The sequence below is a fragment of the Ensifer adhaerens genome (assembly GCF_028993555.1).
GTDB classification, from domain to species: Bacteria; Pseudomonadota; Alphaproteobacteria; order Rhizobiales; family Rhizobiaceae; genus Ensifer; species Ensifer adhaerens_I.
On the sequence record NZ_CP118611.1, the window covers coordinates 1,861,562 to 1,884,124 of the forward strand.

Consider the following 22,563-nt stretch of genomic DNA (forward strand, 5'->3'; position numbering starts at 1 on the left):
CACTCCCTCGCGGTCAGACCAGGCGCCGCTGCTCGTCCAGGCGCCTGACGAGATGCACCGAGGGCATGGTGGCGTCGATCCGCGCGTTCTGGACGTCGAGCGACAAGTCGATGCCGGTCGCCGACCTGTAGGCATGCAGGTAGCCCTGGATCTCGGAGCGCCAGTAGCGAGCCCAGTTCAGCGCGCTATAGGGATCGTTGACGTCGGCCCAATTGCCGAAACGGACCGACAGCAGCACCTGCTCGCCAAAGATCGCGAGGTTGCGGAAGTGCAGGCTGCTGGTGTCCGACCATCCCTGCAGCTTCTTCATGGCGTCAACACGATCCATCCAGGGTTCGGGATAGGCGACCATGATGCGCGTCGGCAGGAACTCGCGGAACTCGGGTCGGGCGAGTATCCATTGCTGCATGAGCATCTCGATGCGCGCCGTCGAAGGCAGGTCACCGAACTGGTTGTGCGCGCCTTGCGACAGGATGAGGTGCGCTTCCTTCAGGGCGTTGAGCACCGGGAACGCGTCCGCTTTGACGGTCGTGTCGTCGTCGAGCCGGTAGAAGCGCGACACGACGGAGAGCAGCGTGTGGAAGGCCTCCAGGAATTTCGACCGGCTGTCAGCAGGGCGCATGTTGTTGACGGCCTTGCCCGAAAGCCTCAGCCCGTAGTGGTGGTCATATTCGTAGTTGCGCCTGACGACGCTCAAGCGGTGCTGCTCGTCCTGGATGTAACCCCAGAGCAGGTTGTTGAGCGGCCGCAACGGGTCGACCTCCATGTTGGCAAGAGGATCGTTCTGCATCGGCCCTCGGATGTTCTGGAAGCGTCGCGTGATCGAGTTCATCGCTTGAACGAGCATCCCTTCTTCCTGCCAGTACGACCAGATGAGCTCGAGCAGGCAGGGCTGTGTCAGCCGAGACTTGAGTATCCCGTAGCAGCGGCTCACCTGCTCATGAAAATCGTTCGGATCAAGCTCGAGGTCGACGTCGCCGATATCGGTCTGCTTGATCGGCTCGTCGGCCATCTTGCGCCGGATAACGGCAAGATAGGGAAGCAGCCCCGCCTGCGCCTGGAAGTCGAATTCGAGATAACGGCCGAGCCAGGTGGCCAAATCGCCAATGTTCGTCGGCACGACGACGCGGTTTGTGATGAAGTCAGCGTCGTCCTGGGTATAGCTGGTCGCATCGCCGAGAAAACCGCAATTCGCCATCACGAACGCTTCGGTCGCGACCTTGATGTTGCGGTAGGCATCGGTGTCCGTGAAGGGCAGCGCCCGACGCCTTGTAGTCCGGGACAGCATGTCCCTGGTTCGGCCTTTATCGATCGGATTGCCGGTTCCGAGCGGATCGCCGCAGAACACCCAGTCCATGAAATCGAAGTAGTTCTTGAACAGGAGCGCGTCGGTGCCACGGCGAATCTCCGGCCCGACCGAGATGTCGCTGGTCGAGAACGAGCTCGCGCGCTGCATGGTGACGGTGACGGGGCCGACAACGGCCGACGGCTCCGGCGGTGCAATAACACCGGACGAGGTCGCATCATTGACGAAGTCGAAACCTTGGTGAGGCACGTTCCCGAAGCCACCGACCATATGGACCTCGCCTTGGCGGTCGGCCGTCAGGACGAACTCGCTGTCGAGCATGCCACCCTCTTCGATATCTTGAGCAGCCGGCGCAACGCGGCCCAGCGAAGCGCGAAGCTGTGCATGCACGTTCGCCTTGCCCGTGGGCCAGCGGAACTTGAACGTGGCGCTCTTTCCCACGGGAAGCGTCGGCAACCGAGTGCCAACCTCCACGAATGAAGTCTGGTCGGGCGAGGTCACATAAATCTTGAAATTGTCGGTGAGGTGCAGCTTAAGCGCAATGCTCGTCTCGCCGTCCTGGTTGAGCAGGAAGGGCTTCTGCTCCTTTATGTCGTCGTTATGGAAGCGCGCTACGACAGCATAGTCCTCTTCCATGTCGTCGGGCCTCGGAATCTCGAACCTGGCCTTGCCATCCGCCTTCGTCGTCTCGTGATGGATGGTGTCCCAATTTTCAACGATGTATCCGATGACATCCTTGCCTTTTTTGATCTGGGTGACGATCGTCCGGTCATCGATGATGGCGACCTCCACGCCGGTCAGGCACACGCGAAGGCCGGTGCTCAGGAGGCCCCTGACATGGACGGTGATGCGAACTTTGTCGGAAACGGTGCTCGGGCTCATCTCATCCTCCTTGGATGGTCAGACTGGGGTTCGGGGATCGGATAGCAGCAGGGAAAGGTCCCCCGCGCAGGGTCTCGCCCGTGAGGGCGCATGCGTAACTGGTGTCGAGCGTCGACTTTAGCGCCCAGAAGGTCAGTAGCTTGCCGATCAGCACGCTCTCGTCTTCCGGAGAGAGCTTGCCGTCGGCGCGGGCCTGTCCCAGCACCGCGAAAACAACCGTCGGCCGCGCCCGGTACATGCCCGCCGGCGCCCGCGACCATGATTGGAACATCAGCGCAAGTTGCATGGGTGCGCGGGTTTGGACCTCCAGCACCTCGGGCAGCGTCTGTCCACGCAGCTTTTCCGGACGATGCTCGACGAGCCGCGCCACGAACTGCGGCATATGGGTCTCGAGGCGTTCGAACAGGGTACGGCGCTCGAGGTCGAGCCCCTCGCGCGGATAGAGCTGTTCCCACAGGGCCGCGATGCGGGCCCATTGCGGATGCGGGTAGAGCGCCTGGCCGATCGCAGCACTGATTTTCACGCGCAGCCACGGCGTTGGATGCGGATCGTTGACGTCGACGCGAAACACAAAGGCGCGCGGCAGGCTGACGACCCCGATCAGGCCGATCGTCGAGGTAATGCCGACACGGGCCACCGAGAAGAAATCCGCGACGATTTCGGAGATCCAGCGATCCCAGATCGCCCACAGATCCTTGTCGGGGCTGGCCTGCTCCTTGAGCGGTTTCAGCATGGCGCGCAACGAGGGAACGAGCTCGATCAGCGCAGCCGCCTGATGCCCGGTCTCGTGAATGAGCGAAGAGGCGATGCCGCTGCCGACCATTCGCTCGCGCGGGACGCGGATAACCGCAACCGGACTTGTGCGGCCGCCGGGCAGTCGCGTGCGCGCCCGGCGGATAGCGGCGCCGGGCCCGCGCTCCAGGTGACACACGACCGGCGGCAGCTCGTAGAATTGGCCCTGCAGAGTGAGCGCATCGGCCGCGACCGAATCGAGCCCTGAGAGCCAGGGCCCGTTGTCGTGCTCGCTGCGTTGCGTGATGACGTCACTGTACATGTCGAACTCGTTGAGCACCTGGTGGAACCTGAGGCGCAGGATCGAGAGGCGTCGTTGCGCATCGGCCGGTGTCGCCGCGGCCCTTGCGCGTTGCAGCCAGGCAAGGAAGCTTGCCATCAGGCGCCTTAGCTCTCTTCGCCCGTCGATGAGGGCTCTCTCGATCGCCGACTGCGCATTCGGAAACAGATTGGCGGCCGGCACCATCGGCTCGAGCAAGGCGAACGGCTTGACGCGGTCGAGCCGCGTCTGAAGGCCGCGCGCCTCCTCCTCGAGCATGCGAAATGTGAATGGGTCGATCGCCATGGCAGCTCAGGCTCCGTATACGACGATCCTGTTGCCCTGCCTGACCCAGCGGCCGGAGGCTGCACGTTGGCCGAGCATACCGCCGGCCCTAGCCGTCAAAGCCGCTCCGCCCGCAGGGCCAAGGAGCCCCGGGGCATGCTTGCGGGCGGCGGCCACCACGGCCTGCTGGGCCGCAGTACGCGGATCCGTTCCGGCGGCGGCCGCGTTGGTCGCTTGCCTGGCAGTGTCTGAGGCGAGGCGGACGAACTGGCGGGCGCCGGTGAACTCCAACTCCTCGTTCTCGCCGAATTCGAGCTCGAGGCCGATCGCCCTGCCGGCCGCATTCGCAAGGCCGGTGCCGATCTTGGCACCCAGCGGGCCGCCGATGTAACCGCCCAAGGCCTGGCCGGCCATGGGCAGGGCCTTCCTGGCAACGCCCTTCAGCACGCCGCCGATCGCCTGGCCGATGGGCGACTTCGCAGCCTGGCCAACGACGCTGACGGCTTTCTTGATGAAGTCGCCGAGGAATTGCTCGAGTTCCTGCTCGTTGTTGACGGCCAGAAGCTCGTGGGCGAGCTGGATTTCCTCGTTCTCGCTGAGCTCCGACTGGCCGGAGCCCCATTCGAATTCCTGGAATTCGAACTCCTCGTTCTGGAATGGGGAAGCTTCCTGGAATTCCAGTTGGGTACGGTCGATGTCATGCATGACGCTCTCCTGGGTTGGGTTTTCAAGCAAAGCTCTGACGTCTGATGGCGCGGCGCGCCCGGAAACCCGGTACAAGCTGGACGAAGTCCAATCCCGGTGCGTGGCGACGTGCCGCGACCCTGGCCGCGGCAGTGGCAATCGCAGCCGGCGGCTGGGTCCAGGGCGCCCGTGCGGCGAGGCGCCCGGCCTCCATGGCGAAGCGTACGAACGCTCGCGCAGTTTCGAATTCCTTATCCTCATCGCTCAGGCCTTCCAGCTCGGCGCCGGTGATGCGCTCCATCGCCTCGGAAGGGTCAGCGTCGGTTGGACCCGCAGGCGGCGCCAGCAAAGTCCTGACGGATTGACCGGCTCGGTTGAGGCGCGATCCAAGGTGCTGCACGACCTGCGGGTCGATAGGCCTGCCGGCGAGCAATGCCCCATGACGAAGAATCCGGTTCACGACGCTGGCCAGTTCGCTGTTGCTCGTGGCCTCGAGAAAGGCGCTGCCGAGTTCGAGCTCCTCAAGCTCGGTCGATGGCTGAGGCTGCGCCGCTCGCGTCGGCACGCCCATTATGAGAAGGCCCTCTGCGCCCTCGGTCTCAGGATTGTAGGTGAGAAGCCTGTTGCTCATGCCAACGCTCCTATAGGCAGCCACCAGCTGCGCTGAAACAGAGATTGCAAGCTCCGTGCCAAGTCGCGTCAGCCGGAATTTCAAGCAAAATCAGGCCCGCCGGGCGAAGGCAGCTTCGCAATCAGGGCGATGGGTACTGATTTCAGGCGAAGTCCGATTCGCCTCTGGTCGGGACCATCCGGCGCAGCGCAAGCCCCTCCGCGCTGCTCTCTTGCGGGCTGCCAAGGTCACCGCTGCCCGGATTGCTGCCGGCTGAAAGCCAGGATTGAACAGCAAAGATTGGGAGTGCCGGCGTGCACTTTCGGTAAAGGTCGGTGCTGGTCGCAGCAACCTTGGCTGATCATCTCACGATGGCGATGGACAAGGACGGGAATACTGCAGGCGGCGCAACTGGTGTACAAAAGCTGGAAGGCGAAGGGTGACTACTAGATCACAGAGCGCGTACCGTTGCCGACCTGAAGGTCATGATCTCAGATGCCGAAGTTCTGTGTTGGGAATTCTTCGACATCACAATGGGGATCGCGCCGCGATCCAAAGATCGGCATCGGCGCGAGTACTTGGTCAGAAACAAGCAGCTAATCTGTGAAATAGCCGCCCCTACCTATCTTCCTTGAAGGGATCGACGCCGAGTTCCTTGAACAACGCTTCCGTCTTCGCCCGATCAGCGCGGCTCATGTAGCCGATTCCGGTCTTGATCGCGGAGCGCCAGGCCTCTCCCCTCTCCCATGCCTCGTGCAGTGCGTCCGACAGCTCATTGAGCCGATTGGCGACATCGAGTGCTTCGAACAGGAGAACGGCCTGCCTCAAGTCCTCGTCCCGTTTCGCGGAACCAAGCGTATCAACGACGCAGCGGCTGGCGACAATCAGCTTGTGGATCGCGTAGCGCTCCGGAGCTGGTACCATCACGCTGAGGCCTGACTTGTGCAGCATGACGGCTCTGATCGGCTCATAGATCAGGAAGTCCAGGAACCTCAGCGGTTCGGCCGAGACTCCACCAAGGGCTGGCATATCGGCCGGTTTATCCATGTGGTCATCTGACCCCCAGGGGCTGCATCGCCTATCTGCATAAGCCGTTCCCGGCCGCCAAGTTTTCAGCGCGATCAACAGGGCATTGGCCGTTTCGCCCGACGATTGAAAGCGTTCGAGCCCGCCTCCCCAAAGGACAATAGGCAGCGATCCAATTTTCCTTCACAAACTGATCAAGTCGTGGACGCTCCCTCGCCCCCAGGAACATTGAACGCCCTGCTTCGAGTACCTTCAGCTTTTCTGTCCAAGTGGAGACGCGGCATGAAATGGCTCAGACTGTGGCGCCACCGACGGCGTCACACCGATGTAGGTCGAGGGCCGACTAAGGACCATAGGTCGGTTCAGCCGCTCACCGCAACCAGTGGATCGGATTGGAGAGAGGCCGACACCTGACGAATGATAACACCGCGCCAAGGACGAAAATTATGCCGACGGACGCCAGATTGAACGAACCGCGTGCTGAAGGGAGACGTAGAGACTCCCGGCTCGAAAAATTGCTCTTCCGCCTGGAGGCCCAGCGCATCTGCCTCGAATGGGCCTTCCGAGAGATAGCCGGCCGTCCGGGCATTGTGTTCGAGATGGGTCTGGGTCACGGTCGCACCTATGACCACTTGCGCATCCATCTCCCGGACCGCGAGATCTATGTGCTGGATCGCGAGACCGACTGTTTCGCCGACTGCACGCCGCCACAGAATCACTTGCTGCTCGGCGACATCGAGGAGACGCTTGCTGCCGCAGCCACCCGCTTTGGCGGACAGGTCATCCTGGCACATGCGGATATGGGTTCGTATGTCGAAGCGAACAATATTGTGACGAGCGCCAAACTGAGCCGATGCCTCCCGGCGGTCCTTTCGCCGCATGCCATCGTCCTGTCCGATTTGCCGCTCGAACTTGCGGGGACCAGTTCGCTACCGCATCCACCGGGCGCACCCAAAGACACGTACTTTCTCTACGTCAACGGGCCGCCGTGTTCCGCTGACGTGCCGCTACGTGAGAACGTTGACTGCACGGGCCGCAACGATGACGAGAGTCAGGAGAGAAATCGCGCTTTCGGCCATCATCAACATTTTCGCCCGTCGTGTAAGCGGTAACACGTCGGTTGGGCTGAACGCCGTCGCAGTGTTGTATCCAAGGGACAGATAGTCGAGGAACATTGGCCGCCAGTCGGATGACGTGGCTTCCGGTGCCGCTGCCTGCGGAAAGAGCCAATCCGGTTTTGCGCTCGCGCCGTGCACCTGACCGTAGGGGCCGCCTCGGTCGATCTGCCAGTAGAGCAGGGAGAAGGTGAGAACATTGGTGACCCAGATCGCCAGCGATGAGGAAAGAAGCGAAATCGAACGCGTTTCCGGCGGATGAAGCGTGATTATGCCGATCATGTCCGCGAGTTCCGCGGCCGTGTTGGCGGCATACACCGCGGCAAACAGCATGATCGCCGTTCGCTCAATTCGGAGCCAGAGAATGTTGCCAGTCTTGAGCGTTACGGCAATCATCGTCACAAGCACCGCAAAGGCGACGCCATGGGCCACCCAAACCGGCATCAAGTAGACGTGGTGGGGTAACACTGCCAACAGGCCGAGCACGGCGAGTATCGCGAGCGCTGGAGGCCAGCGCGGCTCGTCGCGGACTGCTTGACTGGGATCGGTCATGGACGTCCTGCGTGACGGGGGCTTCAAAATAGATGAGCGGGGTTCAGGCGTGTTAAACACAGCACCATCGTTACTCCCATAGCCGGCACGGCCGGGCCCAAGATCCGATGAGCACTCACGCGATGATCGAAAGCATCAGTAGCCTAGCCTTGGAGACGCCGGGTAACAAGGCCATTACGGAACGAGCCGGAACGGAATTGTCGCGAAGGTCAATCAGTGACATGCTCTGGATCGACGATCCTGTGTCGTAGACGCAAGCACCTTCGAGATGCCCTCTGAAATGTCAGTCGACGCGGCTCAACTTTCGACCATGATCACCCACGCCGTCGCCCCTGCGTTTTTGCTGAACGCCGTTGCGGCCTTTGTGGTGATCCTGATCAATCGGATGGCCGGGGTAACGGAGCGGATCCGGAACCTTAATCAGATAACCGATGGCGACGCCACGCGCGCATGGCTGAAGGTCGACATCGCCCGCCTGAAACGGCGCGAACTGCTGTTGAACAGTTCTCTGCATCTGGCCGTGATTGGCGGAATCGTAATCACCTTCCTGTTGCTGCTTGGGTTCGTGGTTGCCTTCCTAGGTTATCGCCATGAGCCAGGCGCAGGCATGCTCTTTATCGTGGCTGTATGTTTTCTGTTGGCTTCGCTGTTTCGGCTCCTGCAGGACGTGCGACTTTCGCTGAGCGAGCACGACCATCACCATTAGATCTAGTCACCACTAACCGAGGGTGACACCTGGACGGTCGCCCAAAGAGTTTCCGTCGCTAGAGCCAGGAATCAGAAATCTCCGAGCGGCACGGCATGAAAGCTGAAGAAATGTCGCTCAAGTATCCCACTCTCCGGCCCGACGGCGCTGTTGTGGAGATCGAGTTGAATCAAGGAAGAGAGCGAGGTAGCTGGGTTGGCAGACGCGAGCCTCCTAATGCAGTCGGTTCAAATCCTGCCGGGCCCACCATTACACCCCTCCTTATTTTCTAGTATGTTCTAAGGCGCTCCGCGCATGCGAGGACGTTTTCCGCGAGGATTTCCTTCCCGGCGATTGCGCCAATATCCATATCGCTACTGAGGGTCTTTGCCCCTCGCAACGCTTCCATAAACGAATAGGCCCGAAAGATGGAGCGTGACGAAATTGTGTTCGCGCGAGATCGCGCCAGAGCGCTTTATCAATTTAAATTAAAGACATACGCAAACGCAAACACCAAGATTTTTTGGGTTTGCGTCGTGTGTTTTTGGCGCTCAAATTAGCTTTGGCCCGTCACGAAGAACGGCAACCAAGAAAGTTCGGCAGTGCCCTTGACCTTCCCATCGTTGGAAGCTCCATCTTGCGACAAAAGACAGAGAAAGGAGCACGATCATGGGATCTGTGACCCCCATTAGAACGAACGATCTCGAGGCCAGTTCCGCCGCCGCGCTGAGTGCGAGCATACCCGTCGAAGGCATGACCTGCGCGTCCTGCGTCGCACGCGTCGAAAAGGCGATCCGCGCCGTGCCCGGTGTCACCGAGGCCTCGGTCAATCTCGCAACGGAACGTGCCGATGTTCGCTTCGATGCGACCACCAAATCGGCCGATATCGTCAAGGCGATCGAAAACGCAGGATACGGTGCCGCCGAAGATACGATCGAACTCGGCATCGAAGGCATGACCTGCGCCTCCTGTGTCGCGCGCATCGAGAAGGCGCTGAAGACCGTGCCGGGCGTCACGCAAGCCAATGTCAATTTGGCGACCGAACGCGCCTCCGTCCGCGTGACGAAGGGCATCGCGACAGCCGCCGCATTGGAAGAGGCGGTTCGTGTTGCCGGCTACGCCGCCAAGCACATCACCGGCGACGAAAGCGTCGACCGCGAAGGCGAGAAGCGCGAACAGGAAACCCGAAAGCTCGCACGCTCCCTGCTCATCGCCGGCGCCTTGACGGTGCCGATCTTCGTGCTCGAAATGGGCTCGCACTTCATCCCCGCAGTGCATGATTTCGTCATGACCAATATCGGCATGCAGGAAAGCTGGTATCTGCAGTTTGTGCTGACGACGCTGGTGCTCTTCGGCCCAGGCCTGCGCTTCTATCAGAAGGGCGTCCCCGCGCTCTTCCGCCTGGCGCCGGACATGAACTCGCTCGTGGCGATCGGCACGTCGGCCGCGTGGGTCTATTCGGTCGTCGCCACCTTTGCGCCGGATCTCCTGCCTGACGGCACCGCCAACGTCTACTACGAGGCCGCGGCCGTCATCGTGACGCTGATCCTGCTCGGCCGCTTCCTGGAGGCCCGCGCCAAGGGCCGGACATCGGAAGCGATCAAGCACCTGATGGGCCTGCAGGCAAAGACCGCCCGCGTCATCCGCAACGGCGAGACGATCGAGGTTCCGCTTTCCGACGTCAACGCAGGCGACACCGTTCTCGTGCGTCCCGGCGACCGTGTTCCGGTCGATGGCAGCGTCATCGACGGCAACTCCTATGTCGACGAATCGATGATCACGGGCGAACCGGTTCCGGTTGAAAAGGTAGCCGGCAGCGAAGTGGTCGGCGGCACGATCAACAAGACCGGCTCCTTCACCGTCCGCGCCACCAAGGTCGGCGCCGATACGGTGCTGGCGCAGATCATCAAGATGGTCGAACAGGCCCAGGGCGCCAAGCTGCCGATCCAGTCACTGGTCGACCGCGTCACCGCCTGGTTCGTACCGGCTGTCATCGCCATTGCGCTGATCACCTTCGGCATCTGGCTGGTTTTCGGCCCGGATCCGGCGCTGACCTTCGCACTCGTCAATGGCGTCGCGGTGCTGATCATCGCCTGCCCATGCGCGATGGGCCTTGCCACCCCGACCTCGATCATGGTCGGCACCGGTCGTGCCGCCGAAATGGGCGTGCTCTTCCGCAAGGGCGAGGCGCTGCAGACGCTGCGCAACGCCACCGTCATCGCCGTCGACAAGACCGGCACGCTGACCAAGGGACGGCCGGAACTGACCGACCTCGAAACCGCCGCAGGCTTCGACAGCGACACCGTTCTGACGCTGGTCGCCGCCGTTGAGACCCGCTCCGAGCACCCGATCGCCGAAGCCATCGTCGAAGCGGCAAAGGCAAGGGGCCTGGTAATCGCCGAGCCGGCAAAGTTCGAGGCGATCCCCGGCTTCGGCGCCAGTGCCGAGGTCGCGGGCCGCACCGTCCATGTCGGCGCGGACCGGCTGATGGCGCAGTTGAAGCTCGACGTCTCGGCCTTTGCCGAACAGGCCGCTCGCCTGGGTTCGGAAGGCAAAAGCCCGCTCTATGCGGCGATCGACGGGAAGCTTGCAGCGATCATTGCGGTTGCCGACCCGATCAAGGAGACGACGCCACAGGCAATCCGCATGCTGCACGATCTTGGTCTCAAGGTCGCGATGATCACCGGAGACAACCGCCGCACGGCTGAAGCCATCGCCGCCAAGCTCGGCATCGACGAGGTCATCGCCGAGGTCCTGCCCGACGGCAAGGTCACGGCACTCAAGAAGCTCAAGGAAGGCGGACGGGCGGTTGCCTTCGTCGGCGACGGCATCAACGACGCGCCGGCGCTGGCCGAAGCCGATGTCGGGCTGGCGATCGGTACCGGCACGGATGTCGCCATCGAGAGCGCCGACGTGGTGCTGATGTCTGGTGATCTTCTCGGCGTGCCGAATGCGATCGCGCTTTCCAAGGCGACAATCCGCAATATCAAGGAGAACCTGTTCTGGGCCTTCGCCTATAACGCGGTACTGATCCCGGTTGCCGCCGGCGCACTCTATCCTGCCTATGGCCTCTTGCTGTCGCCGATCTTTGCGGCCGGCGCCATGGCGCTATCGAGCGTCTTCGTGCTCGGAAACGCGCTGCGTCTCAGAGGCTTCAGGCCCGTTGCGGCTGCAACGAAGGCCGCACACTGACAACCCTGCCCGGATTTCCCAGCGACTTGGCGGAAACCGGGCAGACCTCCTATATTCGATCGAAAGACGTGCCGTACACGCACGCTCCTCCAAAAGATTGCGTGCTGCTCCAAAGGTGAAGTCATGAACATTGGTGAAGTCTCGCGCGCCTCCGGCGTCTCGACCAAGATGATCCGCTACTACGAGACCATCGGCCTGATCCCGCCGGCCGACCGCAGCGAAGCGGGCTACCGCAACTATGGCGACAACGACGTCCATACGCTGCGTTTCATCCGACGCTCGCGCGATCTCGGCTTCACCGTCGAGCAGATGGCCGATCTCCTGGCGCTCTGGCGCGACCGGTCGCGCGCCAGCGGCGAGGTCAAGAAGATTGCGCTCGAGCATGTCGAGATCCTCGAACGCAAGGCCGAGGAACTGAAGGCGATGAGCCGCACGTTGAAACATCTCGCCGCCCATTGCCATGGTGACGGACGGCCGGACTGTCCCATTCTCGACGACCTCGCGGACGCTGGAAACGCCCCCACGAAGGGAACGGAGCCCGCCCGTTTCGGTGCGAGCGGCATCGATCCGGTTCGCAACCGGCGCCATGGATGAACTTACTCAATGCACCCGACAAAGCCTCACGCATTCGTGACGGTGCCGGGCGCACACGGCATTGACAGGAATCGCGGGCGTTTCTACGGATCGAATATGGAAAAGGTGCGAACCACATATCTGCATTTGCTGATTGTGCTGAAGCTGGCGATCGCCGTATCGCTTGCCCTCATGCCCTATTCCACCGCATCCGGCATGACACATGCGGCCGCGCACGGCTCAATGCAGATCGAGGTATCCTCAGACAACCCGATCCAAGCAGCGACCGAGCACTGCCCGAGCCTCGACAAGGGCAAGGTGAAGCCGGGCCAGGATAGCGGCAAGGCCGACAAGAAGGATTGCTGCAAGACCTTCTGTGCCGCTGTTGCCGTTCTTGCCGATTTCGGCGCCAGCCATCCTGTTTTCCCGCGCTCCATCCGCAACTTCGGACCGCAGCCGCAGCTGACCCCGGGTGAGCTCGACGGCCTTCATCGCCCCCCAAGAGCCTGACATTTGAATCCGTGACCGCTGCTGCATGTTTCCTTTGATCCTAGCCGATTGAAGGGCGAGAGCCTGCAGCATTGCAAAGAGCCGCGGCCCTTGCGCACCTGTTGAGGCGCACGAAGCCGTAGCGCGGTTCGCGACGAGGCCCGCCCGGTCCAATGCCGGTCGGTCGCCGACCTCTGCCATTCACATTTCAGGTTTGACCATGAAACGTTTGTTTTCCATGGCGCTCCTGCCCATGATCCTGGGCGGATGCGCTGCCACATTGCCTGCCGACGTCTCAAGCGTCGGCGATCCCGCCGACAGTACGAGCGGGATTCGGAGCCTCCAATATCGAAGCCCCGTTGTCGGCTACACCCACCGCGAGCCGATCGGCCCGAAGCCGTGGGTTCCGTTGAATGACGCCCAGTCGCCCAAGAAGGGAGACGCGTCATGATAGGCAGCAAGATCAAACTGGCAGCGCTCATCGGCCTGCCGCTCGTGCTCGCCGGCTGCGCGACCAACGCGGAGTATTCCGCCAAGGATGCGGGCTTTACGACGGTCGACGCAAAAGTGGCGACGGCAACCACGAAGAGAAGCGTCTGGATCCAGAACCGCGAACAGGCAGAAAAGGTCAACGCCGAGGTCAAGGCGCTCTTGAAGCGCAAGACGATAGACGCTGATACGGCAGTCCAGATCGCGCTCCTCAACAACAAGGGGCTGCAAGCGGCCTATGCCGATCTCGGCGACGCCTCGGCGGACGCCTGGCAGGCGACGTTGTTCCTCAACCCCACCGTCTCGATCGGCACCACCGGTATCGGCGCACCGGAACTCCAAGCCTATCGTGCGATCGAGGGCCTCGTCACCACCAACATCCTGGCGCTTCTGACCCGCGACAAGACCATCGCCATCGCCGACGCACGCTTTCGCCAGGCGCAGCTGTCAGCGGCACTCGGCACGCTGGAACTCGCCGCTGAAACCCGCCGTGCCTGGGTCGAAGCAGTCGCGGCGTGGGAAACCGTCGGACAACTGAGCCGAGCCCAGGTGGCTGCTGACGCATCCTCGGAACTTGCCGCCAAGCTCGGTGAAACCGGCGCCATGGGCAAGGGCACGCAGGCGCGCGAGCATGTCTTCAACGCCGAACTCGCAGGACAGGCAGCCGAAGCCCGGCTTGCCGCGCGGCTTGCCAAGGAAAACCTCACGCGCCTGATGGGCCTGTGGGGATCCGATGTCGCCTACCAGGTCCCGAACCGCCTGCCGGACCTGCCGAAGACGCTCGCCCGCAAGGACAGCATCGAGGCGGAAGCGCTGAAAAGGCGTGTCGATCTGCAGATCGCCCGCCTCGATCTCGAAGCGGTGGCGAAATCCTACAAGCTGACCGAGGCGACCCGCCTCGTCACCGACCTTGAGCTCGTTGCCGGCGCGGAAGCGGAGCGAGAAAAAGAGGATCACGGCACCAAGGTCGAGACAACAGGCCAGTTCGAGCTCGAATTCGTCATCCCGATCTTCGACAGCGGCAGCGCCCGCATGCGCAAGGCCGAACTCACCCATATGCGTTCGGCCAACCTGCTGGCGGAAAAGGCGGTCAACATCCGCTCGGAGGCACGCTCGGCCTATGAGGCCTATCGCTCGCGTTACGAGATCGCCCGTCACTATCGCAACAGCGTCGTGCCGCTGCGCGCCAAGATCGAGGAGGAGGCGACGCTCAGCTACAACGGCATGATCACCAGCACCTTCGAACTGCTTGCCGACGTCCGGGCGAAGGTCAATTCGACCGTTCTCTCGGTCAATGCCAAGCGCGATTTCTGGCTCGCCGACGCCGATCTGGTGACCGCGATCAACGGCGGCGGCTCAGGCGGTTCGGCTGGCGGAGCGGCGGCACCCGCGGCGGCCGAAGCCGGCGGCGCAGGACATTAAGAAGGATCGGATCATGTTCAATAGAAGACACTTCCTCGGTGCAGGTGCTGCTCTCGTTTCGACCGCCGCCTGGGCCCAGACGTCCAACTCCGGCCTGCCCGAAGCGGCAAGCATGGACAACGCCACGACCCAGAAGCCGCTCGTACCGACGAGTGGCCCCGACTACAACCCGGTCGTCACCCTCAACGGCTGGACGCTGCCGCACCGCATGAACAATGGGGTCAAGGAGTTCCACCTCGTTGCCGAGCCGGTCGAACGCGAGATGGCCGACGGCATGACGGCCTATCTTTGGGGCTATAACGGCCAGTCACCGGGCCCGACGATCGAGGCGGTCGAAGGCGACCGTGTCAGGATCTTCGTCACCAACAAGCTGCCGGAGCACACCACGATCCATTGGCACGGCATGATCCTGCCGTCGGGCATGGATGGCGTCGGCGGGCTGTCGCAGCCACACATCCCCGCCGGCAAGACCTATGTCTACGAGTTCGACCTCGTGAAGTCGGGCACCTTCATGTACCACCCGCATGCCGACGAGATGGTGCAGATGGCCATGGGCATGATGGGCTTCTTCGTCATCCATCCGAAGGATCCGAACTTCATGCGCGTCGACCGTGATTTCGTGTTCCTGCTCAATGCCTATGACATCGATCCCGGCACTTATGTGCCGCGCATCATGGAAATGACCGACTTCAACATGTGGTGCTGGAACAGCCGCATCTTCCCAGACATCGACCCCTTGGTCGTGTCGAAGAATGACCGCGTAAGGGTGCGTGTCGGCAATCTCACCATGACCAACCACCCGATCCACATGCATGGCTACGACTTCGAAGTGACGTGCACCGATGGCGGCTGGGTGCGGCCGGAAGCACGCTGGCCGGAAGTATCGATCGATATCCCCGTAGGGGCCATGCGCGCCTACGAGTTCGACGCCAAGTACGAGGGCGACTGGGCGATCCATTGCCACAAGTCGCACCACACGATGAACGCGATGGGCCACGATATCCCGACCTTCATCGGCGCCGACAAGACATCGGTCGCGGCGAAGATCCGCAAGGTCAAGCCCGACTACATGCCCATGGGAACGGCCGGCATGGCCGACATGGGCGAAATGGAAATGCCGCTCCCCGACAACACGATCCCGATGATGACCGGCTGGGGTCCGCACGGCGCGCTGGAGATGGGCGGCATGTTCTCGGTGGTGAAGGTCCGCGAAGGCATCTCCGCCGGCGATTACAGCGATCCCGGCTGGTACGAGAACCCACCGGGAACGCAAGCCTGGGAATGGACCGGCGAACTGCCGGAAGCAACGCGGGCAAAAGATGCCAAGACCGTGATCACGCCGAAACCATGATGGCCCGGCTGATTATTATGAACTCTCTCAACTCCACCAGGAACCATACGATGAAGAAAACTGCATACGCTCTGGCGCTCGTTGTCGCCTCCGCCCTCTCCTCCCAGGCACTCGCGTCGGGCAGCCATGCCGGTGGCCACGACAAGGTCTCGGTCGGCCAAGCCGGTGACAAGGCCAAGGCGACGCAGACGATCCGCGTCACCATGAAGGAAACCGACGACGGCAAGATGATCTTCACGCCCTCGACCATCAAGGTGCGCCAGGGCCAGACGGTCCATTTCGCCATCAAGAACGCCGGCGAACTCGCGCATGAATTCGTTCTCGACGACAAGGCGACGATCCAGGAACACAAGATCACCATGGAGAAGTTCCCGGACATGGAACACGACGACCCGAATGCGCTCCGGCTCGAGCCGGGCAAGTCCGGCGACATCTACTGGACCTTCACCAATGACGGCACCTTCGAGTTCGCCTGCCTAGTGCCCGGCCACTACGACGCCGGCATGCACGGCCCGCTCGATGTCGTGAAGAAGTAACCCCGACCACAGGAAAGGATCAAAGCCATGAACACCGCAGGCAAACTCTTCGCAGCCCTCGCGCTCGCAGCTTCCACCGCCACCTTCGCCCTTCCCGCGCAGGCGGCCGAGTTCACCAAGGGCATAGTCAAGAAGGTCGACACCAAGGCCAAGAAGGTGACGATCGACCATGAAGACCTGAAAAACCTCGACATGCCGGCCATGACCATGGTCTTCCGCGTCGGCGATGACGCGGTTCTCGCCAAGCTCAAGGAAGGGGCGTCAATCGAATTCGTCGCCGACCGGGTCAACGGCAAACTGACGGTGACCGAGGTCAAGTAACTGCGACACGACAGCGTCGCATGTCTGATCAGACATGCGACGCTGTCGTAGGTTGTTTTGCCGCATGTCTTCATCCTCAAATCAGCACCTATTTGAGGAGACATGCGGTCCGTCCGGGTCGACTTTGTGCGCACCGGGCTCCACAATCCTTAAAACCAGGAAGACACGAAAGGAGTGTTCGATGAACGTTTTACGCAGGCATTTCGTTGCAGGCACGATCGCGGGCATCACCCTCTTTGCAACAGGCGCGGTCGCGGCAACGGGCACCATGGCCGTCTACAAGGATCCGCAATGCGGCTGCTGCGAGCAATGGGCGGACGCGATGGAAGCAGCCGGCTATAAGGTCGAGGTGCGCGACGAGGCCGATATGTCGGTGATCAAGACACGCTTTTCGGTGCCGGCCGATATGGAGGGCTGCCACACGGCCGTCGTCGACGGCTATGTCATCGAGGGACACGTGCCACTCGAAGCGGTAAAGAAGCTGCTGGCCGAGCGGCCTGACATCGCCGGCATCGCGGTTCCCGGCATGCCCTCCGGCTCGCTCGGCATGGGCAACGATCCGCAGGCTTCCTACGACGTCTACACGATCGCCAAGGCAGGCGCCCAATCGACGGTCTACTATCAGGTACGCCCAAAGAACTGAGTGCGCCTCGCAAGGGAGTTCGCCGCAACGCCCCCGTGTGTTTTCGCACGTCTCCGATCCGAACGCTTTCGCCAATGGCGAGGCGTTCGGCTTGCCCAGCTTGGTCTGTCAGCCAGCGCGGGCTACTTGGCCTTGCCCGAAGCCCCCAGATCCTGCGGCTCTCCAACCTCCACGGCATGTCCGTCCGGATCGTAGAAGCGGAAGACGCGCTGGCCCCATTCCTGACGCTCGACCGGATGAACCATCTCCGCATGGGGCGCGATGCGCAAGAAGGCGGCATCGACATCCTCATGCTCGAAGTAAAGGAGCAGGTTTCTCCGCCCGTAAGGCTCCGTTGAAGAAAACTCCTGCCGCCAGACGGTCCGCTCTAGTGAGCGGCCCTCGTGGATCGCAAACCCGCTTTCAAACAGTACGAAGTTCCCCAAATCCTCACGGACCGTCAGGCCAACGATCTTCTCGTAGAACTCCCTGGAGCGATCGATGTCGCGAACGAAGGGGATCGGATTGACGAAGCGCATGGACGTTCTTTCGTGATGCCCTGCCGCAAACCTATCGCCGCCAAAGAGCGATGCAAAGGAATTCAAGCGGCGCGCCAGCTGCCGTCGTCGCTGCACTGAAGCATCGGCGTCTGGAAAACCCCGACAACCCGCGCGGGCCAATGCGGCGCGAGATCGGCAAGCGGCTGGTGCCAGCGCTCAGTTTGCAGCATGGCGGCGCCGATCGCGACCGGCTCGATGCCACAGGCATCCATCAGAGTGAGCCCCGCCACAATCGATGTGCCGCTGGAAATCACGTCGTCGATCAGCGCCACCCGCCGCCCTTCGAGCAACGGCAGCATGCGCGGATCGACATAGAGCCGCTTCTTCTGGTCCGGCGTCGTGATCGATGAGAGAGGTACCGAGAGGTCGTCGACATACCAGAACTTTCTTGAGGTCCCGAGCGGCACGTAGCGGCTATGGCCGAGCTTGCGAGCGACCGCCGAAGCGAGCGTCAGGCCCAATGTCGGCAGGCCGGCGACGACATCGGGCTCGAAGGCCGCAAGCTTTGCCGCAAGCTCGGTTGCCAGTGCGTCTTCGACCGCAAAGCTCGCCTGGTTGACGATCAGCGAAGCAAGCGCATGCTTGCCGTCGCTGAGCGGACGGATCGGCAAAAGGATCTGGCGGCCATCGCCAAGCGTCGCCGGGAAGAAGTCGCGATAACCCGCCTGGATATCGAAACGTTTCGGCGGGTAGACCTCCTGCCAGAAGTCGTGAGGCTGCATCGGTTCCGTCCTCGTCTGCGCATTTCGCCCGGATTGAAAGGCGACCAAAAAAGCCGGTTCGCTGTTCTGATCCCGGTGGTTTTCGTCTATACCGTTTGCGACTTCGATCAAACCGAAAGGGTACCGCAGGCAGAGCCAAGCGCGCGGAATTCACAAGCCCTTCGCCAGTTGAACCACAGGAATACCAGAACATGCGCCTGCCGGACGGAATAGCCGACGACCTCACCTTCCTCACCGACTTCCGTCGCGATCTGCATGCCCATCCGGAACTCGGCTTCGAGGAGGTGCGCACCAGTGACCTCGTTGCCAAATGGCTCGAGGACGCCGGACTAAAGGTCCACCGCGGCCTTGGAAAAACCGGCGTGGTCGGCACCTTGCAGGTCGGCAACGGCACACGCACGATCGGTCTTCGCGCCGACATGGACGCACTCGCCATGCCTGAAATCGCCGACCGCCCCTACAAATCCCGCGAAGCCGGCAAGATGCACGCCTGCGGCCATGACGGACATACCACGTTGCTGCTCGGCGCCGCTCGGTATCTGGCAAAGACCCGCAATTTCTCAGGCACCGTTCATTTCATCTTCCAGCCGGCCGAGGAAGGTCGCGGTGGCGCGAAACGCATGGTCGAGGAAGGGCTGTTTGAGCTTTTCCCCTGCGACGCCGTCTACGGTCTGCACAACATGCCGGGCCTCGACCCGGACGAAATCGCCGTCGTCGCCGGGCCGCAGCTCGCCTCCTCCGACAGCTGGCGGCTGACGTTCCGCGGTGTCGGCACCCACGGTGCCAAGCCGCACCTCGGCCGCGACCCGGTGACGGCTGCCGGCACCTTCCTTGCCTCGCTGCAATCGATCGTCGGCCGCGTCGTCGATCCCTTGCAACCGGCCGTCGTCAGCGCCTGCTCCGTGCGCGCCGGCGACCCGAAGGCGCTCAACGTCATCCCTGACGTCGTAGAGATCGGCGGCACGGCGCGCGCCTATACGCCCGAAGTGCGTGACCAGCTTGAAACCGAGATCGGGCGACTGGCCCGAGGCACGGCGGAAATGTACGGGATTGCGGTCGACTACGAATTCGAACGTCGCATCCCGCCCGTCGTCAACGATGGCGATGCGACCGCCCGGGCTCTGAAGGCGGCGCAAACCGTCTTCGGCGAAAGGACCCGCACGGCATTCCCGCCCTCGACGGCGGGGGACGACTTCGCTTTCTTCGGGCTGGAAACACCGGGCTGCTATGTCTGGCTCGGCAATGGCCCCGCCGTCGACGGCGCACTGCACCACAACACCGCCTATGATTTCAACGATGCTGCGATCGGCCCGGGTGTCGCCTTCTGGTCAAAGCTGGTCGAGCAGGAACTGGCAGGCGCCGAATAGCGCCCGCCGATGCAGTTCATTTCTCAAGAACGGCGAGAACAGGGGTTTCCAACAGCTTGCCGGTGACGACGTCGGCGATGCCGCGATCGGTCTGATGCGGGCCGACGTTGCAGGCAAGTGTTGCGCCGAAGCATGCCTTGAACACGAGATAAGGCGGCTGCCAGTCGACAATGCGGCCAACGGCATCCCGCAGCTCGGCGAAGCCGGTTGCAACCTCTGCCAACGATTCCGCCGAGACCAGCCCCGCAAGTGGCAGAGGCAGGAGAGCATCGAGCTTGCCACCGGACGCAACGGCCATGCCACCGCCGGCGGCGATCACCGCATTGGCCGCAACTGCCATATCTGCGGCATTGCCGCCGAAGACGGTCAGGTTATGGCTGTCGTGCGAAACCGTGGTCGCGAAGGCGCCGCGCCAAGTGCCCCAGCCCAACAAGAGACCGACACGCGGCCGGCTGTCGGCGCGGCCGTGACGGTGCGCGACCGCAATCAGGGTCGTGCCCTCGGGCGGTACGACGAAGCCGCTTTCCACTTCGGCAATCGCTTCGGCCCATTGCGTGAAACGCGGGCGATCGATGGTCGCGACCCGCACCTTCGTGCCGGCAGCGGGGATGCGGAAATCGGCCTCTGCGAGCGGCGCAATCTTCATCGTGCCGTATAGCGGCGCAACGTCGATGTCAGTCAGCGGCTCGATCATACGGCCGCTCTCCCCGATCACTTTGCCGTCGACGATAACGGTGCGCGCGCGGAACTCGCTCAGGTCCTCGAAGATCGAGATATCCGCCCGGCGTCCCGGCGCCACGAGCCCCAGATCATGCCGGCCGAGCCGAACGGCGCCATTCAGCGTCGCCGCCCGAAGCGCCCATTCCGCGGGCAGGCCATAACGGACCAGCCGTCGCACGACATCGTCAAGGCCGCCGGCTCGGGCGAGATCATCGGGAAAAACGTCGTCGGTGCAGAGCGTCACTGTCTGAGGAAGATGGCCGAGAGCGTTGAGCGTCTTGACGAATTCCGGCAGCAGGTGGTCATGCGAGCCGCGCAGCTCGATCGAAAGCCCTGCTCGCAGTTTTGCCATCAGATCGTCGCCGGACACGAGTTCGTGGTCGGAGCTGACGCCGGCAGTGATGAAGGCCTGCAAATCGGCACCGGCAAGGCTGCGTGCATGGCCGTTGACCGGCTTGCCGGCCGCAAGTCCGGCCTGAACGATGGCACTGATGCGCGCCTCGCCGTCGATGACGCCGCGCATGTTCATCATCTCGGCAATGCCGCCGATTTCCGGCCAGCGCAGAATGTCAGCAATGACTTCGGCGTCGAAATCGGCGCCAGCCAATTCCAGTCCCGGCGCCGAAGGGACGCTCGACGGCGCCAGCAGAACGGTGCGCAGTGGCAGATCGCGAATGGCATCCGCAGCCCAGCGCACGCCGGCGACACCGTTGACGTTGCCGAATTCGTGCGGGTCCCAGACGATGGTCGTCACACCACGCGACAGCACCGCATTGGCGTAGGTCGAAGGCGTCACCATCGAACTTTCGACATGCATGTGCGTGTCGATCAGGCCCGGCGAAACAAAGGCGCCGGTCGCATCGATGATATCAGTCGCGTCGCTGCGCGTACCCGGTTCGTGGACGCTTGCGATCAATGGTCCGACAAGACCGATATCCGCCGAACGAAGCTCGCCGGTGACCACGTCGACCAGCGTCCCGCCCCGTAACAGCATGTCGAAGGGTTGATCACCGCGCGCTGCGGCCACCGCGCGGGTCCGGAGCGCCGCGTCCGCCAGGTCGTGAGGCTGCTGCACGGCGTTCATTTCTGCGCTTCTTTCATCAGCGCACCCAGGATCTGCGCCCGCGTCGTCTCGACGTGGGCGTCGACGGCATATTCGGCATTGAAGATCGCATGGCTCGCGCGGGTTTCGACGACGGTGCGCCCACGTGTCAAGGATCCGCCAAGCTCAACATCAATACGCGCGCTTCGGAAGGAGATCGCACCGGCATTGACGAAGGCGACGGCAGCTGAAGGATCATAGATCGCCATGCCCGGGCGGCCGCGGCTGGTGCCGATCGAGATATAGCCCGCCAGCAGATCGGCGATCAGCGCGGCATTGGCGCCGCCGGCCGAGCGGATCGGCGCAACGTCGTCCGGATAGGCAAAGACCTTGCGGCAGAGATCGAGATCGACCATGCGTAGCGGCAGGCCGTGAGCAAGCACGATCGCCAGCGCTTCCGGATCGGCAAAGGCATTGAATTCTGCGGATGCCGTGTGGTTGCCGCTGGTCACACCGCCACCCATCCAGGTGAGATCGGCGATCCGGGCGGCAAGGTCCGGGCGGGCAAGGCAAAGGGCGGCAAGGTTGGTGAGTGGCCCGAGAGCGAGAATGCGCTTCGGCCCTTCCTGCTCCAGCCAGGCCGAGAGCGCCGCAAAGGCGTCACTTGGCGGCAGTGCATCGGCTTGCGGCAGCGTCAGACCAGCGGTCGGCATGCCAGCTTCACCGAGGATGCGTTCGGCCGTCTCGAGCCTGCCGAGCACCGGCAAAGCGCGCCCCTCGTGGATCGGGAAATCCCAGCCGAAGGAAAGCGCCGCGCTGGCGGCGTTGCGTTTCACCTGGTCGATCGGCGTGTTGCCGAACACGAGCGAAACGCCGTCGATCTTCTCAGCGGCATGAAGGACGACGAGCACCGCAGCGATGTCGTCGAAGCCCATGTCCGTATCGATCCAGACACCCATCT

Annotated in this window: 21 protein-coding genes; 11 read left to right on the forward strand and 10 right to left on the reverse strand. The window is 62.6% G+C overall.

The features are described 5' to 3' along the window. Positions 1-13 precede the first annotated feature (13 nt). The 5 genes from PWG15_RS28630 to PWG15_RS28650 all read right to left on the reverse strand — a co-directional run bounded on the left by PWG15_RS28630 (position 14) and on the right by PWG15_RS28650 (position 5,865). Positions 14-2,188, reverse strand: a complete 2,175-nt coding sequence (locus tag PWG15_RS28630; protein ID WP_275024880.1) for a hypothetical protein — start codon at positions 2,186-2,188, stop codon at positions 14-16. A gap of 1 nt (position 2,189) precedes the next feature. Beyond that, positions 2,190-3,545, reverse strand: a complete 1,356-nt coding sequence (locus tag PWG15_RS28635) for a hypothetical protein (protein ID WP_275024881.1) — start codon at positions 3,543-3,545, stop codon at positions 2,190-2,192. 6 nt (positions 3,546-3,551) lie between these two features. Continuing rightward, the gene (locus tag PWG15_RS28640; RefSeq protein WP_275024883.1) at positions 3,552-4,229 is read right to left on the reverse strand and encodes a hypothetical protein; all 678 of its coding nucleotides are present in this window, start codon (positions 4,227-4,229) and stop codon (positions 3,552-3,554) included. A 22-nt stretch (positions 4,230-4,251) separates the two neighbouring features. Continuing rightward, a complete protein-coding gene (locus PWG15_RS28645; protein WP_275024884.1) occupies positions 4,252-4,839 on the reverse strand; it encodes a hypothetical protein in 588 nt (195 codons plus the stop codon). A gap of 597 nt (positions 4,840-5,436) precedes the next feature. Next, a complete protein-coding gene (locus PWG15_RS28650; protein WP_342457060.1) occupies positions 5,437-5,865 on the reverse strand; it encodes a GSU2403 family nucleotidyltransferase fold protein in 429 nt (142 codons plus the stop codon). Between the two features lie 425 nt (positions 5,866-6,290). On the opposite strand from PWG15_RS28650, the gene PWG15_RS36595 reads away from it, so the two are divergent. Further along, positions 6,291-6,956 (forward strand): class I SAM-dependent methyltransferase, encoded by a 666-nt coding sequence (locus tag PWG15_RS36595; RefSeq protein WP_425536776.1) that lies wholly within the window; start codon positions 6,291-6,293, stop codon positions 6,954-6,956. Here PWG15_RS36595 and PWG15_RS28660 read toward each other — a convergent pair. Then, the gene (locus PWG15_RS28660; RefSeq protein ID WP_275024886.1) at positions 6,852-7,511 is read right to left on the reverse strand and encodes a hypothetical protein; all 660 of its coding nucleotides are present in this window, start codon (positions 7,509-7,511) and stop codon (positions 6,852-6,854) included. The genes PWG15_RS36595 and PWG15_RS28660 overlap by 105 nt on opposite strands. 280 nt (positions 7,512-7,791) lie before the next feature. On the opposite strand from PWG15_RS28660, the gene PWG15_RS28665 reads away from it, so the two are divergent. The 9 genes from PWG15_RS28665 (at position 7,792) to PWG15_RS28705 (ending at position 17,212) form a co-directional block, all read left to right on the forward strand. After that, positions 7,792-8,217 carry a DUF2721 domain-containing protein gene (locus tag PWG15_RS28665; RefSeq protein ID WP_275024887.1) on the forward strand — a complete coding sequence of 142 codons (426 nt, stop codon included), beginning with the start codon at positions 7,792-7,794 and terminating at the stop codon, positions 8,215-8,217. A 732-nt stretch (positions 8,218-8,949) separates the two neighbouring features. Further along, the gene (locus PWG15_RS28670) at positions 8,950-11,388 is read left to right on the forward strand and encodes a heavy metal translocating P-type ATPase (protein WP_275027242.1); all 2,439 of its coding nucleotides are present in this window, start codon (positions 8,950-8,952) and stop codon (positions 11,386-11,388) included. Between the two features lie 123 nt (positions 11,389-11,511). Next, positions 11,512-11,982: a Cu(I)-responsive transcriptional regulator gene (gene cueR / locus PWG15_RS28675; protein ID WP_275024888.1), complete on the forward strand. Its 471-nt coding sequence runs from the start codon at positions 11,512-11,514 to the stop codon at positions 11,980-11,982. Positions 11,983-12,078: 96 nt separating this feature from the next. Beyond that, positions 12,079-12,471, forward strand: coding sequence for a hypothetical protein (locus PWG15_RS28680; protein WP_275024889.1), 393 nt, complete (start codon positions 12,079-12,081; stop codon positions 12,469-12,471). Between the two features lie 426 nt (positions 12,472-12,897). Further along, positions 12,898-14,361, forward strand: a complete 1,464-nt coding sequence (locus tag PWG15_RS28685) for a TolC family protein (RefSeq protein WP_275024891.1) — start codon at positions 12,898-12,900, stop codon at positions 14,359-14,361. Positions 14,362-14,374: 13 nt separating this feature from the next. Next, the gene (locus tag PWG15_RS28690) at positions 14,375-15,712 is read left to right on the forward strand and encodes a multicopper oxidase family protein (RefSeq protein WP_275024892.1); all 1,338 of its coding nucleotides are present in this window, start codon (positions 14,375-14,377) and stop codon (positions 15,710-15,712) included. A gap of 50 nt (positions 15,713-15,762) precedes the next feature. Beyond that, entirely contained in the window at positions 15,763-16,248 is a 486-nt protein-coding gene (locus PWG15_RS28695) for a cupredoxin domain-containing protein (RefSeq protein ID WP_275024893.1), read from the forward strand. Positions 16,249-16,275: 27 nt separating this feature from the next. Next, the gene (locus PWG15_RS28700) at positions 16,276-16,569 is read left to right on the forward strand and encodes a copper-binding protein (protein WP_275024894.1); all 294 of its coding nucleotides are present in this window, start codon (positions 16,276-16,278) and stop codon (positions 16,567-16,569) included. A 181-nt stretch (positions 16,570-16,750) separates the two neighbouring features. After that, on the forward strand, positions 16,751-17,212 hold the full coding sequence (locus PWG15_RS28705) for a DUF411 domain-containing protein (RefSeq protein WP_275024895.1): 462 nt from the start codon (positions 16,751-16,753) through the stop codon (positions 17,210-17,212). A gap of 122 nt (positions 17,213-17,334) precedes the next feature. Here PWG15_RS28705 and PWG15_RS28710 read toward each other — a convergent pair whose 3' ends face one another. Together PWG15_RS28710 and PWG15_RS28715 are read right to left on the reverse strand one after the other, a co-directional pair. Beyond that, positions 17,335-17,730 (reverse strand): VOC family protein, encoded by a 396-nt coding sequence (locus tag PWG15_RS28710; protein ID WP_275024897.1) that lies wholly within the window; start codon positions 17,728-17,730, stop codon positions 17,335-17,337. A 62-nt stretch (positions 17,731-17,792) separates the two neighbouring features. Next, entirely contained in the window at positions 17,793-18,473 is a 681-nt protein-coding gene (locus PWG15_RS28715; RefSeq protein ID WP_275024899.1) for a phosphoribosyltransferase, read from the reverse strand. A gap of 191 nt (positions 18,474-18,664) precedes the next feature. Between PWG15_RS28715 and PWG15_RS28720 the strand changes: the two genes are divergently transcribed. Continuing rightward, positions 18,665-19,840, forward strand: coding sequence for a M20 aminoacylase family protein (locus tag PWG15_RS28720; protein ID WP_275024901.1), 1,176 nt, complete (start codon positions 18,665-18,667; stop codon positions 19,838-19,840). 16 nt (positions 19,841-19,856) lie between these two features. On the opposite strand, the gene PWG15_RS28725 is transcribed toward PWG15_RS28720, so the two are convergent. Then, positions 19,857-21,644, reverse strand: a complete 1,788-nt coding sequence (locus PWG15_RS28725) for an adenine deaminase (protein WP_275024902.1) — start codon at positions 21,642-21,644, stop codon at positions 19,857-19,859. Beyond that, on the reverse strand, positions 21,641-22,561 hold the full coding sequence (locus PWG15_RS28730) for a nucleoside hydrolase (RefSeq protein WP_275024903.1): 921 nt from the start codon (positions 22,559-22,561) through the stop codon (positions 21,641-21,643). Before PWG15_RS28730 ends, PWG15_RS28725 begins: the two co-directional genes overlap by 4 nt. Positions 22,562-22,563 lie beyond the last annotated feature (2 nt).

Excerpts from the sequence above, each read along its gene's own strand:
- PWG15_RS28630 (WP_275024880.1), bottom strand. The coding sequence starts at position 2,188 with ATGAGCCCGAGCACCGTTTCCGACAAAGTTCGCATCACCGTCCATGTC.
- PWG15_RS28635 (WP_275024881.1), bottom strand. The coding sequence starts at position 3,545 with ATGGCGATCGACCCATTCACATTTCGCATGCTCGAGGAGGAGGCGCGC.
- PWG15_RS28640 (WP_275024883.1), bottom strand. The coding sequence starts at position 4,229 with ATGCATGACATCGACCGTACCCAACTGGAATTCCAGGAAGCTTCCCCA.
- PWG15_RS28645 (WP_275024884.1), bottom strand. The coding sequence starts at position 4,839 with ATGAGCAACAGGCTTCTCACCTACAATCCTGAGACCGAGGGCGCAGAG.
- PWG15_RS28650 (WP_342457060.1), bottom strand. The coding sequence starts at position 5,865 with ATGGATAAACCGGCCGATATGCCAGCCCTTGGTGGAGTCTCGGCCGAA.
- PWG15_RS36595 (WP_425536776.1), top strand. The coding sequence starts at position 6,291 with ATGCCGACGGACGCCAGATTGAACGAACCGCGTGCTGAAGGGAGACGT.
- PWG15_RS28660 (WP_275024886.1), bottom strand. The coding sequence starts at position 7,511 with ATGACCGATCCCAGTCAAGCAGTCCGCGACGAGCCGCGCTGGCCTCCA.
- PWG15_RS28665 (WP_275024887.1), top strand. The coding sequence starts at position 7,792 with ATGTCAGTCGACGCGGCTCAACTTTCGACCATGATCACCCACGCCGTC.
- PWG15_RS28670 (WP_275027242.1), top strand. The coding sequence starts at position 8,950 with ATGACCTGCGCGTCCTGCGTCGCACGCGTCGAAAAGGCGATCCGCGCC.
- cueR (WP_275024888.1), top strand. The coding sequence starts at position 11,512 with ATGAACATTGGTGAAGTCTCGCGCGCCTCCGGCGTCTCGACCAAGATG.
- PWG15_RS28680 (WP_275024889.1), top strand. The coding sequence starts at position 12,079 with ATGGAAAAGGTGCGAACCACATATCTGCATTTGCTGATTGTGCTGAAG.
- PWG15_RS28685 (WP_275024891.1), top strand. The coding sequence starts at position 12,898 with ATGATAGGCAGCAAGATCAAACTGGCAGCGCTCATCGGCCTGCCGCTC.
- PWG15_RS28690 (WP_275024892.1), top strand. The coding sequence starts at position 14,375 with ATGTTCAATAGAAGACACTTCCTCGGTGCAGGTGCTGCTCTCGTTTCG.
- PWG15_RS28695 (WP_275024893.1), top strand. The coding sequence starts at position 15,763 with ATGAAGAAAACTGCATACGCTCTGGCGCTCGTTGTCGCCTCCGCCCTC.
- PWG15_RS28700 (WP_275024894.1), top strand. The coding sequence starts at position 16,276 with ATGAACACCGCAGGCAAACTCTTCGCAGCCCTCGCGCTCGCAGCTTCC.
- PWG15_RS28705 (WP_275024895.1), top strand. The coding sequence starts at position 16,751 with ATGAACGTTTTACGCAGGCATTTCGTTGCAGGCACGATCGCGGGCATC.
- PWG15_RS28710 (WP_275024897.1), bottom strand. The coding sequence starts at position 17,730 with ATGCGCTTCGTCAATCCGATCCCCTTCGTTCGCGACATCGATCGCTCC.
- PWG15_RS28715 (WP_275024899.1), bottom strand. The coding sequence starts at position 18,473 with ATGCAGCCTCACGACTTCTGGCAGGAGGTCTACCCGCCGAAACGTTTC.
- PWG15_RS28720 (WP_275024901.1), top strand. The coding sequence starts at position 18,665 with ATGCGCCTGCCGGACGGAATAGCCGACGACCTCACCTTCCTCACCGAC.
- PWG15_RS28725 (WP_275024902.1), bottom strand. The coding sequence starts at position 21,644 with ATGAACGCCGTGCAGCAGCCTCACGACCTGGCGGACGCGGCGCTCCGG.
- PWG15_RS28730 (WP_275024903.1), bottom strand. The coding sequence starts at position 22,561 with ATGGGTGTCTGGATCGATACGGACATGGGCTTCGACGACATCGCTGCG.